General features: G+C 60.5%; 13 protein-coding genes and 1 pseudogene. 8 read left to right on the top strand and 6 right to left on the bottom strand.

Annotation, left to right across the window (positions count from 1 at the left end):
• From F3089_RS09810 to F3089_RS09800, 3 genes and pseudogenes are all read right to left on the bottom strand, one after another.
• Positions 1–831: pseudogene (locus tag F3089_RS09810) on the bottom strand (nucleotidyltransferase domain-containing protein); the annotation flags it as partial.
• A gap of 277 nt (positions 832–1,108) precedes the next feature.
• Positions 1,109–1,795, bottom strand: a complete 687-nt coding sequence (locus tag F3089_RS09805; protein ID WP_151440628.1) for a TSCPD domain-containing protein — start codon at positions 1,793–1,795, stop codon at positions 1,109–1,111.
• A 30-nt stretch (positions 1,796–1,825) separates the two neighbouring features.
• Positions 1,826–3,964 carry an adenosylcobalamin-dependent ribonucleoside-diphosphate reductase gene (locus tag F3089_RS09800; RefSeq protein ID WP_151440627.1) on the bottom strand — a complete coding sequence of 713 codons (2,139 nt, stop codon included), beginning with the start codon at positions 3,962–3,964 and terminating at the stop codon, positions 1,826–1,828.
• Between the two features lie 449 nt (positions 3,965–4,413).
• On the opposite strand from F3089_RS09800, the gene F3089_RS09795 reads away from it, so the two are divergent.
• On the top strand, positions 4,414–4,962 hold the full coding sequence (locus F3089_RS09795; protein ID WP_151440626.1) for a hypothetical protein: 549 nt from the start codon (positions 4,414–4,416) through the stop codon (positions 4,960–4,962).
• Positions 4,959–5,507 (top strand): methylated-DNA--[protein]-cysteine S-methyltransferase, encoded by a 549-nt coding sequence (locus tag F3089_RS09790; protein ID WP_151440625.1) that lies wholly within the window; start codon positions 4,959–4,961, stop codon positions 5,505–5,507. The genes F3089_RS09795 and F3089_RS09790 overlap by 4 nt, the downstream gene beginning before the upstream one ends.
• Before the next feature lie 4 nt (positions 5,508–5,511).
• Here the strand turns inward: F3089_RS09790 and F3089_RS09785 are convergent, their stop codons facing one another.
• Positions 5,512–5,886, bottom strand: coding sequence for a hypothetical protein (locus F3089_RS09785; RefSeq protein ID WP_151440624.1), 375 nt, complete (start codon positions 5,884–5,886; stop codon positions 5,512–5,514).
• Between the two features lie 174 nt (positions 5,887–6,060).
• Here F3089_RS09785 and F3089_RS09780 point away from each other — a divergent pair, with 174 nt between their 5' ends.
• The 3 genes from F3089_RS09780 (at position 6,061) to F3089_RS09770 (ending at position 8,380) form a co-directional block, all read left to right on the top strand.
• The gene (locus F3089_RS09780; RefSeq protein ID WP_151440623.1) at positions 6,061–6,348 is read left to right on the top strand and encodes a PilZ domain-containing protein; all 288 of its coding nucleotides are present in this window, start codon (positions 6,061–6,063) and stop codon (positions 6,346–6,348) included.
• Positions 6,345–6,929 carry a hypothetical protein gene (locus F3089_RS09775; protein ID WP_151440622.1) on the top strand — a complete coding sequence of 195 codons (585 nt, stop codon included), beginning with the start codon at positions 6,345–6,347 and terminating at the stop codon, positions 6,927–6,929. The genes F3089_RS09780 and F3089_RS09775 overlap by 4 nt, the downstream gene beginning before the upstream one ends.
• A 149-nt stretch (positions 6,930–7,078) precedes the next feature.
• The gene (locus F3089_RS09770) at positions 7,079–8,380 is read left to right on the top strand and encodes an HD-GYP domain-containing protein (RefSeq protein ID WP_151440621.1); all 1,302 of its coding nucleotides are present in this window, start codon (positions 7,079–7,081) and stop codon (positions 8,378–8,380) included.
• Here F3089_RS09770 and F3089_RS09765 read toward each other — a convergent pair.
• On the bottom strand, positions 8,373–9,539 hold the full coding sequence (locus F3089_RS09765; protein ID WP_151440620.1) for a hypothetical protein: 1,167 nt from the start codon (positions 9,537–9,539) through the stop codon (positions 8,373–8,375). The two genes, F3089_RS09770 and F3089_RS09765, sit on opposite strands and share 8 nt — an antisense overlap.
• 151 nt (positions 9,540–9,690) lie before the next feature.
• Here F3089_RS09765 and F3089_RS09760 point away from each other — a divergent pair, with 151 nt between their 5' ends.
• From F3089_RS09760 to queF, 3 genes are read left to right on the top strand one after another with little or no spacing between them, the layout of a single operon-like run.
• Positions 9,691–10,635 (top strand): ABC transporter ATP-binding protein, encoded by a 945-nt coding sequence (locus F3089_RS09760; protein ID WP_151440619.1) that lies wholly within the window; start codon positions 9,691–9,693, stop codon positions 10,633–10,635.
• Positions 10,632–11,405: an ABC transporter permease gene (locus F3089_RS09755; RefSeq protein WP_151440618.1), complete on the top strand. Its 774-nt coding sequence runs from the start codon at positions 10,632–10,634 to the stop codon at positions 11,403–11,405. Before F3089_RS09760 ends, F3089_RS09755 begins: the two co-directional genes overlap by 4 nt.
• A 9-nt stretch (positions 11,406–11,414) precedes the next feature.
• Positions 11,415–12,233 carry an NADPH-dependent 7-cyano-7-deazaguanine reductase QueF gene (gene queF, locus F3089_RS09750; protein ID WP_151440617.1) on the top strand — a complete coding sequence of 273 codons (819 nt, stop codon included), beginning with the start codon at positions 11,415–11,417 and terminating at the stop codon, positions 12,231–12,233.
• A 3-nt stretch (positions 12,234–12,236) separates the two neighbouring features.
• On the opposite strand, the gene F3089_RS09745 is transcribed toward queF, so the two are convergent.
• A complete protein-coding gene (locus F3089_RS09745; protein WP_225741728.1) occupies positions 12,237–13,640 on the bottom strand; it encodes an adenylate/guanylate cyclase domain-containing protein in 1,404 nt (467 codons plus the stop codon).
• Positions 13,641–13,758: the final 118 nt, after the last annotated feature.

The following is a 13,758-nucleotide window of genomic DNA, read 5'->3' as shown; positions in this document are numbered from 1 at the left end:
ATTTAGCTCTTCCATCTCCGAAATAAAGTCATGGTTTGCTAAAAAGCGATCAATAAATGTGGATACTTGATTGCGTCGGAATTCAAGCTCCTCTTCTTTTCTGATCTCTATAGGGGGGACCTGTACCCCAAGCCTTGTTTTAACGAAATGATCGAACTCTACCGGGAACAATTTATAATCATTAACTTTCTGTCCCAGCAGACAGTTATCCTCAAAGGCTTCAACATGAAGCTTATAACCTAGCATTTCCCTATAAACATCCCATGGATAGGTAAAATTTCTTTTGTTCTTTTCTATTAGATTAACTATTCTTCGATTGTTTGGAAGAATCGTATCCAAGCACCTGCGACGCCATATTTTTAGCGTGTCTCCAGAGTCACCTTCTAGAGCATTTTGGGAGTAAGGACCATACTCTCGAAATATTGATTCATTTTGATCAAGCAGTTCGCTCACTTCGATCAAGAGCTCTCGTTCATCAGTCAACTTGGGGATGTCAAAAAATTGAGCAACCTTCTTCTCATGCTCAGATTTCCATTGCTGCATGGCCTCAACGCTGAATTCTTTCTCCAGTTCATCCACAATTTTGTGGCAGTCAAGGCATAGCATAATAAGGTTTGCGAGACCGTCTCGGTCTATTGTCTCGGCTAGTTCGTGATCACTTCTGGGGCCATTTGAGCCGTGGCCAATAATATGGGCGACATTGGCAAGGCTAACGCTGTTTTCGCCGACAGACGCAAACAGGAAACGATTACAATTTGGATTCTGGCAATACCCACCACAGCTCGCCCACAATTGTCTAGCGGCGTTAACGGGTATGGTTTTTCTGGTCATCTAATCTATCCCTGTTTTGGTCTATGCAGAATACGAATTGCGGCCTTCAGGCGCCCAACAGGTAATGATAGGAATTCTGCGTTATCGATATCCCTGAATTCGGTATAGCGCCGCTACAGGGTACGCTGCGCACTGTGTTTTTATCTTTTGAATCAGAGGCGTACCGCTCTAGCTTAGACGGCGATGTACTATCCTGAATTCCTGCTTACCCACATCCAATCACCCCCAACCAAAAAGCCCCCTGGGGCGCGAACCGCAGGGGGCTTGGTTTCCGGCGTTAGCCGCACTTACTTTCGCCGCAGGCAAGGCAGGTTTCGCACCCGTCCATCATCACCATGGCCTTGGTGTGGCATTTGCCGCAGACCGTGGCGTTGGGCGGGTAGCTGCCCTCGGCGTTGGTGGCTGGTTCGCCGTTGCTCTCGAAGGCGGCTTTCTTCTCGGCGATCATCCGCTGGGTGAGCTCGCTCATCTCTTCGGTCTCGATCAGGCCGATGGCCTTCATGTGCTTCTCGATCACGTAGCCGATCTCGGCCACCAGCGAGGGCATGAAGACGCCGCCTTTCTTGAAGTAGCCGCCGCTCGGGTCGTGCACGGAGCGCAGCTCTTCCACCAGGAAGGTCACGTCGCCGCCCTTGCGGAACACGGCGGAGAGCACGCGGGTGAGGGCGATCACCCACTGGAAGTGCTCCATGTTCTTGGAGTTGATGAACACCTCGTAGGGGCGGCGGGTCTCGTGGTCCGTGCCCTCGTTGAGGATGATGTCGTTGATGGTGATGTACATCGCGTGGTCATCGATCGGCGGCTTGATCTTGTAGGTGGTGCCGAGCAGGAACTCGGGCCGCTCGATGTGCTCGTTCATCACCAGCGGCTGGTTCTCGGTGGTGGCCTGCTGCGCCTCATTGGCGGCGTTCTCTTCCTTGAGAACGCGCTGGTCGACGATTTTCTTCTCGATTCGGACGGTCATTTTCTCGGGTCTCCGTAGTCTGGATTCGGTTCAGTACTTGCCGTAGGTACCTTCCTTGAGGGCATCGAAGAGGTTGGCGGCGTTGTGGAATTCGCCGTCGTATTCGATTTCCTCGTCGCCACTGACCTGGACGGTACTGCCATCCTCCAGCGTGAACTCGTATTGGGTGCCTTCAAGGTCCTTCTGCTTCACCAGCACGCCCTGGAAGGCCTCGGGGTTGAAGCGGAAGGTGGTGCAGCCCTTCAGCCCCTGCTCGTAGGCGTACATGTAGATGTCCTTGAAGTCCTCGTAGGCGAAGTCCGTGGGCACGTTCGCGGTCTTGGAGATGGAGGAGTCCACCCACTTCTGGGCCGCGCCCTGGATGTCCACGTGCTGCTTCGGGCTCACGTCGTCCGCCACGGTGAAGTAGCTCGGCAGCTGCTCCTCCGGGTTCTCGGAGTCGGGCATGGCCTTCTCGTTCACCAGCTCGCGGTAGGCGAGCAGTTCGAAGGAGAACACGTCCACTTTTTCCTTGGACTTGCGCCCCTCGCGGATCACGTTGCGCGAGTAGTGGTGCGAGAAGCTGGGCTCGATGCCGTTGCTGGCGTTGTTGGCCAGCGACAGCGAGATGGTGCCCGTGGGTGCAATGGAGGTGTGGTGCGTGAAGCGCACGCCTTTCTCGGCGATCTGCTGCACGACCTCCGGCTCCGCCTCGGCGATCTTCTGCATGTAGCGGCTGTAGCGCGCGTGCAGGATGCGCCCGGGCACCTTGTCGCCGGCGGTGTAGCCGTCTTCACGCATCTCGGGGCGCAGTTCGAGCATTTCCTCGGTCACTTCGAACTCGTCGTTCATGATCGGGGCGGGGCCTTTTTCTTCGGCGAGGCGGACGCCTTCGCGCCAGCCTTCCAGCGCCATCTCCTTGGTCACTTCCTCGGTGAAGGCGACGGAGTCCGCGGAGCCGTAGGGCATGCGCAGCATGGCGAGCGTGGAGCCCAGCCCCAGGATGCCCATGCCGTGGCGGCGCTTGTATTCGATCTCGTGGCGCTGCTTGTCCAGCGGCAGGCCGTTGAGCTCGACCACGTTGTCCAGCATGCGGGTGAAGATGCCCACGACCTTGCGGTACTTCTCGTAGTTGAAGCGCGCCTTCTCGGTGAAGGGGAACTCCACAAAGCGGGTCAGGTTGATCGAGCCCAGCAGGCAGCTGCCGTAGGGCGGCAGGGGCTGCTCACCGCAGGGGTTGGTGGCGCGGATGTTCTCGCAGAACCAGTTGTTGTTCATCCGGTTGACCTTGTCGATCAGGATGAAGCCAGGCTCGGCGTAGTCGTAGGTGGAGGACATGATCTTGTCCCAGATCGCGCGCGCCTTGAGCGTGCGGTAGATCCGGCAGGCGACATTGCCCTTGCCGTCGGTCACGTAGCCGTCCTTGACCGGGAAGTCACGGTAGACGAACTGTTCCGGGTCGTTCAGGTCCAGGCCTTCCTTCTCGGCTTCCTCGCTGGAGACGGGGAAGGAGAGTTGCCAGTCCGCGTCGTTCTTCACTGCCTCGATGAAGTCTTCGGTGATCAGCAGTGAGAGGTTGAACTGGCGCAGGCGGGCGTCTTCGCGCTTGGCTTCGATGAAGTCGATGATGTCCGGGTGGTGCACATCGAAGGTTGCCATCTGCGCGCCACGGCGCCCGCCCGCTGAGGAGACGGTGAAGCACATGCGGTCGAAGATATCCATGAAGGACAGGGGGCCGGAGGTGGTGGCGCCGGCGCCCGCCACATAGGCGCCCTTGGGCCGCAGGGTGGAGAACTCGTAGCCGATGCCGCAGCCGGCCTTGAGGGTGAGGCCCGCTTCGTGGTTCTTCACCAGGATGTTGTCCATGGAGTCATAGACGGTGCCGGAGACGGTGCAGTTGATGGTGGAGGTGGCCGGCTTGTGCGCTTCCGCGCCCGCGTTGGAGGTGATGCGCCCGGCCGGTATCGCGCCGTTGCGCAGGGCCCAGACGAAGTCTTCGTGCACGGCCTTGCGCTTCTTGGCGGTCTCCACGGAGGCCAGGGACTCCGCGACGCGCTTGTAGGTGTCCTCGATTTCACGGTCGACAGGCTCGCCGGCCTTGGTCTTGAGCTGGTACTTGCTGGCCCAGATGTCGACCGAGGTTTCCTGGAAGGGAATGTTGTTGGTCAGATCCTGAGTCTTGGCGTTCATGAGTGGCGTTGTCCCTGGTTGTTACTTGGATACCGGTTGCGCAATGCAACCACCATATCTTGTGTTTAGGTTTTGAGCAGCCCGTGGCTCAGCCGGACCCCGCGGAGAGGGTAAAGCGGGGAATCTTCCCGGCTGCAGGGCTTAACAGGAGAGCAGGCCGAGCCAATGCCTCTGGCCTGTTGACATGCACTGTCATTTTTGATTAACCCCCAATATATCGACTTTTTCTTGTTGTTGATGCCCGTATCTTGTGGTTTTGGCCTCTGGGGTGTCAAGTGAACATGGCGGCCAGATGGGGTGGGTGCGGCAGAATCCGCCCATGGCAGGGATTTAGGAAGGGGGCGGTCGCTGCGGTCCCAAAACTGTAGTATGCGATATACTAGATATAGTATTGGGTGAAGACTCCGGAGCAATGGGTTATCCTGCGGTTTTCGGAGATGGATGCCCTCATGCGGATCAGGCTTCTGCTATTGCTCGTTCTGGCCGCTGCTGCACTGCTTGCGGCCGGTTGCACAACCACGGACGTGGCGATGGAGCAGCAGGTTGCTCCCGAGCCAGTCACTGACGACAGACCCCTGCCGAGCTGGAACCGGTTGATGCGGGAGACGCTGCCGGTGGTGAAGACGGAACTGGCTGCCGAAGGCGATCGTTTCCGCCCGCGGGCGTTTGTGCTGTCCCGCCGCGGTGGGGTCCGGGGGGTGCATATTGATCCCGCTTCGGGGGCGGATGACACTGAGCGTATTGAGCTGATCTTCGAGAGTCTGAAAGCCATTCTGCGGGGAGACGACGTTGTGGCACTGGTGGTCTATGCCACCGGTAAGGGCGAGCTCCTCGACAGCCGCGACCGCAGCAACATGGTGGTGGCTCACCTTGAGCATTTTTCCGGCCGGGCATTGCTGCGGCGCCTGAGTTACCAGCGGGAAGGCGATGAACTGACTTTCGGGCCCGAGGATGTGAACCGCACCGACGCTCTGGTAATGGGGAAGGGGAACCAATGAATGTGATCTGGCTGCAGCGCCCGGAGCCCGCAGGGGATCTGGTGTATGGCGAGGTTGATTCGCCCTGGGGGCGGGTCTGGTCTCTGTGGCATGAGGATGCGCTGACCCAGCTTGCGTTTGTGGACAGCCCTTCTGATGTGGAAGCGCGTTTCCGCCGGGCGGCGAAGGTCTGGCGCCGGGAACCGGAACCAATACCGGAGGACGACGATCGGCTCTCCGGCCTCGCCGCCATCCTCCACGCCTGGCCCAACCAGGCGGCGGTCTCCATGCCGACGCTTGAGATGGTGGGGTCCGCGTTCCAGCAACGGGTCTGGCGTTATCTGTTGCGGCTCGACCCGGGGCAGTGCCTCACCTATGGCGAAGTCGCCCGTCACATCGGCCAGCCCGGGGCCGCCCGGGCGGTGGGCGCTGCGGTGGGCGCCAACCCGGTGCCTGTTCTGGTTCCATGCCATCGTGTGCTGCCGGCTTCCGGCGGAACCGGCAACTACGGCGGGGGTGAACGGCGCAAGCGGTGGCTGTTGAGCGGCGAGGGCGTGGGCCTGTGAAGGCCTACTGGGCGTTCTGCGGCGGCAGACGGTAGCGCATGCGCTTGCTGATGCCACGGAACGAAAGGTAGAGCAGGTAGATAAAGGCGAGTACCAGGGTCAGCGCGCCCAGTGCCAGCCCGCCTTCCCGCAGCAGCAGGTTGCTGTTCCCTTCCGAAACCAGGAGCGCAAACGCCCGAACCCCGTGGTGCTGGAGCAGATAGAACGTGATCCCGCCCCCGAGTATCGCGGAGATGAACTGGCTGAAGATGATCAGTAGCGAGGGAATGGTCGCTGCGTGACCGCAGTGGCCGCACTGGTAGCGGTCCGTGTACTCCGGCTCGTCTTCGTTCCGGATGGGATCCATAAGCCCCTGTCGGCAGTTCGTGCACACCAGCATGCGGCTTGGTCTCCGGCAGATTGCATGAGTGACTGACTGTATAGCCTTTCAGGCGCAACAGCACAACCCCGGTGGCTGCATCATCAGTACAAGCGGCACTAGCAGCTTTCAGGCTGCATGCATGGCGGAAGCTGCTATGCTTGCTCCGGACAGTATCAAGGGTGGACAGGGAGCATGCCTGAGCAGCGGCGTTACATCCGGACCAGCATGAGTGTACGCATCATGGTGCGCCACAGTGAGATTGGCGAGCATGTATTCACAATGCGTGATCTGTCCGACGGCGGTATCTTCGTTCTTGTGGATAATGAGCCTTTCCCCGGGATTGGCAGTGAGGTGGAGGTCCAGGTCCAGGGGTTGCCCGTACCCGCGCCTGTGCGCCGGATGCGGGTCGTGCGCGAGGCCAGTGATGGTTACGGCCTGGCGTTCATGGATACGCAGACCGAGCAGGGAGAAGGCCATTGAGAACTGTGACTGTGACAGGCGTTGTGCTGGTTCTGCTGCTGGCCATGGGCCTTTCAGGCTGTAGCACACAGCGGACCCACTATTCCGCCATGACCGCCGAAAACTCCGCTGGTGAGGAACGGCGTGTGCTGCTGAGATGGAAAACCGCACGCTACCCGGCCTGGCACTGGCGCCAGGACAGCGCCACACCGGTCACCGTGAAAACCCAGTGCAGCCGGCGCGAGTGGCAACTGCGCGATCCCGGAATGGATGGCGCCTGCTCGGAAGACGCGATTGCTGCCTGTGGTGACCCGCGGCTGGATGCCACGAACAGCGGTAAGCCGGTCGAGGCGGGGCAGGTGTGCATGCAGCTGACCGATGCTGACGGCAGCACGCGGGTACGGGATCTGGGTAGCCGCCTCGAGCTCCGCGTCAGCTGTTCCCCCCGCCAGACGGGTGTGGACATGGGAGACAAGGTGGTCAACGTTGACTATCTGCGCGCTTCCTCCGTGCCCTATACCTTCCGGGTGCGCACTGTACCCACCGGCAGCCTTACTCAACGGCCGCCGCAGCTGGGTGACCATGTCTGCGATGACGGTTGATCCTCCGCCGGGAAAACTCCTGTAACATTTCGCCGCATTTGCGGAACGAATCGTCACAGTCGGCGCGTTGCTTCTTCTTTCAATTTTGAAACAATGCAAAAAAGAAGAAGTAGAACGAAGAAGTCATATCGGGCGTCGAGGATGAATCCATGGGTGTACAGCGGCGAAAGATCTCCGTAAAGGAACTTGAAATCGGCATGTTCGTTGCGGATCTGGATCGGCCGTGGCATGAGACGCCGTTCCCCATCCAGGGGTTCTACATCCGCAACCAGAAGGAAGTGGATGAGCTGATCCGGCACTGCCGCCATGTTCACGTGGATGTCGCGGAAAAGCGCGAGAGTAGGGCTGCCGAGTCCACGGGTACCACGGCCCGCCGTGACGGTGGTGATGGCAAGGTGATCAAACTGCCAGCCGTCAAGGTGCGCAATCCCCACCATTACGAGACCACACGCCCGTTGCGCAAGGAAATCCGGAACGTTCAGCCGGTTCTGGATAACGTTGAAAAAGCCCTGGGTCGGGTTAATGAGATGCTGGCTGCCGGCCATAATGAGGTCGACGTTGAGGAGGTTTCCTCCGTTGCCCGCACGATGGCGGAGAGCGTGGCACGCAACCCCGATGCGCTGCTGTGGCTCAGTCGCGTCCAGAGCCGCGATGATTATACCTATCGTCATTCCCTCAACATCAGCATCTGGGCCCTTCTCCTGGGGCGCCAGCTTGGGTTGGATCCGGATGTGCTGCACAAGCTTTCAATGGGGGCGCTGCTTTCCCACATTGGTACAGCGCGTCTGCCCGAGGGCATGCAGATAGCCGAGAGTGAGCTGACCACCGAGCAGTGGCAGACCTACTCCCGCTATCCGGAGATTGGGGCCCGCCTTGCGGCGGCCTCCGGTCTGCCGCGTGTGGTGGTGAACGTGATCCGTTACCACCGGGAGCGCCATAACGGCACGGGTTTCCCGCAGCGGGCCAACGGTGAGCATATTCCCCTGCTGGCGAAGCTGGTAGGACTGGTGGATTACTATGAATACCTGATCGAGCCCAGGGAAAGGCGCAGCCAGCTGACGCCGGCCCAGGCGGTTTCGCGGCTCTTTGAATGCCGCAACAGCCAGTTCCAGGAGGATCTGGTTGAGCAGTTCATTCAGGCGGTGGGTGTCTACCCGACGGGCACGATCGTGGAGCTGGCGACCCGTGAGGTGGCCGTGGTGGTGTCACACACGCCGAAACGCCGCCTCTGGCCCAGCGTTATGGTGCTGACCGATACCGACAAGAAGCCCCTCCAGCAGGGCCACATCGTGGATCTGGCCAAACAGAATGAGGAGGCGGCGGACGCCAACGCCCGCATTGTGGACTGCAAACCCTTCGGTTACGGGGGCATTGATCCCTCGCAGTACGAGGTGACCGGCGCGGCGGCACGCCAGCGCGCCCGCTGGAGTCTCAAGGGGCTGTTCAGTTGACTTCCACCAGCAGGTTCTTGCGGACCCAGCGGTAGTTGTCGAACCCCGGGTAATCCACCTTGAAATTGACGAGTATCGTGCCGCTTTCCGCGGGCCTGCTGGTATTCCGGTAGAATTCCACTGTGCCTTCCTGACGATCCACGCTGTGGATCCCCCAGCCCGAGCCTTTTGCTTCCGCTTCAAGCCGTTTCAGTGAGAAGCCGGATGAACCGGTGCGTTTTATGGCCACTGTTCTGATGCTGCCGTCTGAAGGGCCAATGGTTAGGGTGCCGGGCTCCAGGTAGAAGGCGGTCGCCAGGTCGTTCCTGAAATCCAGCGTCTCCTGGGAAAGAAACTCAATGGTATTGCCGGTGGGGGCTCGATCCAGGGTACGGCGGGCATTGAGGATATTACGCCGTTCATCCTCCAGTTCTTCCACGCGGTCACCGGTCGCATTCTCGATCTCGGATTCAGTGGGCGGGGCTTCACAGAGCTCATCGCCCTCGGGAGCGAAGCAGATACTGTCCAGCAGGCGGTTGGCTGGTGACGGGTCGATCAGGTCACCCGTGTCATCCTCCCGGCTGTCCTCCGAGATGTTGTCAGGTCTTGAGAACGACTCCGTGGAGACACTGAAATCAATGCGGGGATTCCTGTCATCGGCCAGGTAGCTGTTCAGTTGATCGATGGTCCGCTGCGTGATTTCAAGCGTTTCCTCCGATGAGGCCGGACTGTCCTGTTCAGCCAGGGCGCTCAGCAAACGGGTGATGTTGATGGCGATCGCGTTATTCTCGGCCAGATCCTCCTCGATGCCGCGGTGGGTCTCCAGGCCTTCCCCATCGGTGCCGCCACTGTGCAGCTGCTTGCGGGCCTCCGCCGTGAAATCGATGGGCGTGAGGAAGGGGGCAGCAGGGACGTTTTCGGCGAGAACGAGGTTACCCAGCCGGAAGGTCAGTGTTTCGCCGGGGTGGTAACGGAATTCACCGTTCTCACCGGTAGTCCCGGACTGGCTGCGCGTTTCATAATGGATGTTTTCGACGCCCTCAGTGAAAAGGGTGCCCGTGCGCAGGTCGCCGTCCCCGTCGCCATCACTGCCGCCGCAGCCGGCAAGTGCCAACAGGCACCCCGTGGTGAGGAAAGCGGTTACCATCCGTACTGCGTTTCGCGGGGTCTGGGTGGTCATTGCTCGTCCATAGGCCCTGAACTGTTGCGTTTCGGCATTGTAGGAAGCTGCAGCCGATTCTGATCTGACACAGGTCGCAGATTGGGCAATGCCCTTGCATCAGGGCACGTGATCCCCATAATCAGCGACGTTGATTCGATAAGAGATCTCTATGGAATACGCACTGGATATTCGCGGATTGCGCAAGACCTTTCCCGGTGGCCTTGAGGCGCTGAAGGGGATTGATATGCAGGTCGAAGCTGGTGATTTCTTTGCCCTGCTGGGGCCGAACGGGGCCGGTAAATCCACCACGCTCGGTGTGCTTGCCTCACTGGTGCGCAAGACGGCCGGGCAGGTGCGGGTTTTCGATGCCGATCTGGATACCGATCCCGCCCGCCTCAAGACATGGCTCGGCTTTGTGCCCCAGGAGTTCAACTTCAATCAGTTCGAGAAAGTGGGCGACATCGTGCGCACCCAGGCCGGTTATTACGGTATGGCGCCGGCCCGAGCGGCGCTCAATGCCGAGCGTTACCTGCGTGAGCTGGGCCTGTGGGATAAGCGCAACTCACCGGCGCGTATGCTGTCGGGAGGCATGAAGCGCCGGCTGCTCATCGCCCGGGCGCTGGTGCATGAGCCCCGGGTGCTGATCCTGGACGAACCCACGGCGGGCGTGGACATTGAGCTGCGGCGTTCCATGTGGGGCTTTCTTGAGCGCATCAACCGCGAGGGGGTCACGATCATCCTGACCACTCACTATCTGGAGGAGGCGGAAGCGCTGTGCCGCAACATCGCGATCATCGACGGTGGCCGCATTCTTCAGCACACCTCCAAGCAGGCACTGCTGCAGCAGCTGAGCATGGAGCATTTCATTCTCGATATCCGCAACGATCCCGGAACCCTGCCGCAGCTGGAGGGCTACCACTGCTTCCGCAATGATGAGGGGGCACTGGTCGTCGAGGTTGAAAAGGAAGACGGGCTGAACGACGTCTTCCGCCAGCTCGGTGAACAGGGCTGGGAGGTGACCAGCATGCGCAACCGTTCCAACCGGCTGGAGGAGCTGTTCATGAGCCTGGTGGGGCGCTCGCTGCCGGCATCCGAAGAGGAGGAGAGCGCATGACGCCGTACCAGATCTGGATCGCCTTCATGACCATTGTCGTGCGCGAGGTGCGGCGCTTCACCCGCATCTGGCCGCAGACCCTGCTGCCGCCGGCGGTGACCATGACGCTGTACTTCGTGATCTTCGGCAACCTGATCGGAAGCCGCATCGGGCCCATGGAAGGCTATGACTACATGGAGTTCATTGTGCCGGGGCTGATCATGATGTCGGTGATCACCAGCTCCTACGCCAATGTGGTGTCCTCGTTCTTCAGCATGAAGTTCCAGCGCAGCATTGAGGAACTGCTGGTCTCGCCCACGCCCAACTGGGTGATCCTGACCGGCTACCTTGCGGGTGGCATGGCGCGCGGACTGATCGTGGGTTTCGTGGTCATGCTGGTGTCGCTGGCGTTCACCACCCTGGAGTTCTACAGCCCGGTCCTGGTGGTTACCACGGCGCTGCTCACCTCACTGGTGTTCTCTCTGGGCGGATTCATCAACGCGATGTTCGCCACCAAGTTCGATGACATCTCGATTGTGCCGACCTTTGTGCTGACGCCACTGACCTACCTTGGGGGCGTGTTCTATTCCATCAACCTGCTGGATCCGTTCTGGCAGGGGCTCTCCATGGCCAATCCCATTCTCTATATGGTGAACGCCTTCCGCTATGGTGTCCTGGGCGCCTCGGATGTGGGGCCGGTGTGGGCGATCGCCATGCTGGTGGTGTTTGCAGTGGTGCTGTTCACGGTGAGCCTGCGCCTGCTTGACCGGGGCAAGGGCATCCGCAGCTGAGGAGGCGACATGGAACTGGATGATGCACCACTGGGCCGGACCAGCGCCTACCCTGAGCACTATGATCCGGCGCTCCTGTATCCTGTGGCCCGGGCACAGGCACGGGAGTCCCTGGGGCTGGCTGACGGCTGGCCCTGGCAGGGCGAGGACCGCTGGCAGGCCTGGGAATTGAGCTGGCTGCGCCCGGACGGGGTGCCCCGGGTGGCCACCGCCGAGTTCCGGGTGCCCGCGGATTCGCCCAATCTGATCGAATCAAAGTCGCTCAAGCTGTATCTCAATGCCTTCAACAGCACAGTGTTCGAAGGCGTGGAGTCGGTGCGCACCACCATCGAGCGGGATCTGTCCGAAGCCGCGGGCGCTGCAGTGTCGGTGGTGCTGGGGGATGTGGACGCGGATGCCGGACTGGTGGCACGGCCGGAAGGGGCACACCTGATTGATGACGTGGAAGGTGTGATCATGCCCGCCGATGGCCCTCTGGCCTCACTGCGTTCGCTGGACGGCGACGTGGTCACCGAGAGCCTGTGTTCGCACCTGCTGCGCAGCCTCTGCCCGGTGACGGGCCAGCCGGACTGGGCCACGCTTGTGGTCCACTATACGGGGGCCCGCATGCGGCCGGAGGCGCTGCTGGGCTATGTCATCAGCTACCGTGAGGCACGGGATTTCCACGAGGCCTGTGTGGAGCGGATTTTCACGGATCTGAGGGATGCCCTGACGCCGGAGCGGCTGAGTGTGGGGGCGTTCTATACACGCCGTGGCGGGCTCGACATCAACCCCTGGCGCTCGACCCACCAGGGCGATGCGCCAGCACCAAGGTTGCTGCGCCAGTAGGCGCTATTCGTCACGCAGGCGTCGGGCCGCCCGGTCCAGCGCCTGTATGATGTGTTCGCGTTCACGCTCGTCGACTTTCTCGGAATCCAGATACATCGCGAAGCCGTCCCCCTCATGCTCCAGGAAGCTGCGCTGGTCGCCCACGTCCTGGCGGAAGTCGATCACCTGGTAGATGGGTACCGGCCGTGCGAACCCTTTTACGGTGATTTCGCCCTTGTCCCGGCACAGGATGCTGTCCTTGATCAGTGAGAAGGTCTCGTAGGAAACCAGGATCTCGCCCGGATCCGCCAGTTCCTCCAGACGGCTTGCCAGGTTCACTTCCTTGCCGATGATGGTGTAATCCATACGGTTGTCCGCGCCGAAGTTGCCGACGGTGCAGAACCCGGTGCTTATGCCCATCCGTATCTCCAGGGGCGTGCGGATGCCCTGGCTCTTCCATTTCTGGCGCAGCACCGTCATGTGCTTGCGCATCTCGATGGCCATCGAGACACAGGCCTGTGTGTCCTTCTTCGCGCCCTGGCTGGTGGGGTCGCCGAAGAAGATCATGATGCTGTCACCCACGAACTTGTCGATGGTGCCGCCGTACTTCAGCGCGATCTGGGACATCTCGGTGAAGTAGGTGTTGAGCAGCTCCGTCAGCCCTTCCGGTTCCATCTCCTCGGAAAGCTCGGTGAAACCCTGGATGTCGGAGAAGAAGACGGCCAGCTTCTTGCGCTGGGTTTCCAGCCGCACGTCGCGTTCACCGGTGAAGATGGACTGCCACACCTGTGGCGAGAGGTATTTGGCCAGCTTGTGGGATAGGGCGATGGACTGTTCACGCTGGTACTGGATCTGGGACTTGGCCGCCACCAGCGCGCGAGCCTGGAGATAGGTGTAGAAGGCCATGACGCATACATAGAGCGTGGTCACCACGCCGCTCACCACGGTGAGGGTGGGCGGAGCCCAGGGCTCGAAGCTGACGCCGGCAATCGGCAGTGACGTAGTCACCCCAACCGCCAGTGCGGCAACGTTCAGCGCCCAGGCTCTCAGCCCCCCGACAATGATGCCGCTGAAGCTGATCATCAGCAGCAGCATCAGCGAGGGGATGACGCTGAACTCGATATAGACCGTCAGGGAGCCGATCAGGAAGCCGTCGAGCAGCAGTATGCGCTCGCGGATCTGTGGCGTGCGCCTGGGGAATATCGCCCGGGACAGGAAGTAGAGAACGTGCGGCCAGATCAGAGCCAGCGGCACGAACCAGATCAGGTAGTCATGGAAGTGATCGAGAAACACCCCTGTGCCGAGAATGGCAGCACCGGCCATGTAGCCGAGCACCCGCGCATGGTAATCCGGCATGGGCGGGATGGCGTTCGGTTTCTGCTTGGGGTCCATGGCCGTCAGGCTCGAAGGCATGAGGGGTACGTTCATCATTGTCCAACGATCGCATCCATGTTGAGGGAACGTTACCAGCAAACTCCTGGGCTCACAATTGACCCCGAAGACAGCGGTTTCCGGCACTGGCACAGGTTTGCCGCTATGGCACCCG

The organism is Halospina sp. K52047b (assembly GCF_008709855.1).
Taxonomy (GTDB): Bacteria; Pseudomonadota; Gammaproteobacteria; order Pseudomonadales; family Oleiphilaceae; genus Halospina; species Halospina utahensis_B.
This window is presented reverse-complemented; position numbering and strand designations above follow the sequence as displayed.

Bases quoted from the DNA above. Each gene is read 5' to 3' on its own strand.
- F3089_RS09745 (WP_225741728.1), bottom strand. From the start codon at position 13,640: ATGAACGTACCCCTCATGCCTTCGAGCCTGACGGCCATGGACCCCAAG.
- F3089_RS09760 (WP_151440619.1), top strand. From the start codon at position 9,691: ATGGAATACGCACTGGATATTCGCGGATTGCGCAAGACCTTTCCCGGT.
- F3089_RS09790 (WP_151440625.1), top strand. From the start codon at position 4,959: ATGAATGTGATCTGGCTGCAGCGCCCGGAGCCCGCAGGGGATCTGGTG.
- F3089_RS09780 (WP_151440623.1), top strand. From the start codon at position 6,061: ATGCCTGAGCAGCGGCGTTACATCCGGACCAGCATGAGTGTACGCATC.
- F3089_RS09755 (WP_151440618.1), top strand. From the start codon at position 10,632: ATGACGCCGTACCAGATCTGGATCGCCTTCATGACCATTGTCGTGCGC.
- F3089_RS09765 (WP_151440620.1), bottom strand. From the start codon at position 9,539: ATGACCACCCAGACCCCGCGAAACGCAGTACGGATGGTAACCGCTTTC.
- F3089_RS09785 (WP_151440624.1), bottom strand. From the start codon at position 5,886: ATGCTGGTGTGCACGAACTGCCGACAGGGGCTTATGGATCCCATCCGG.
- queF (WP_151440617.1), top strand. From the start codon at position 11,415: ATGGAACTGGATGATGCACCACTGGGCCGGACCAGCGCCTACCCTGAG.
- F3089_RS09795 (WP_151440626.1), top strand. From the start codon at position 4,414: ATGCGGATCAGGCTTCTGCTATTGCTCGTTCTGGCCGCTGCTGCACTG.
- F3089_RS09770 (WP_151440621.1), top strand. From the start codon at position 7,079: ATGGGTGTACAGCGGCGAAAGATCTCCGTAAAGGAACTTGAAATCGGC.
- F3089_RS09800 (WP_151440627.1), bottom strand. From the start codon at position 3,964: ATGAACGCCAAGACTCAGGATCTGACCAACAACATTCCCTTCCAGGAA.
- F3089_RS09805 (WP_151440628.1), bottom strand. From the start codon at position 1,795: ATGACCGTCCGAATCGAGAAGAAAATCGTCGACCAGCGCGTTCTCAAG.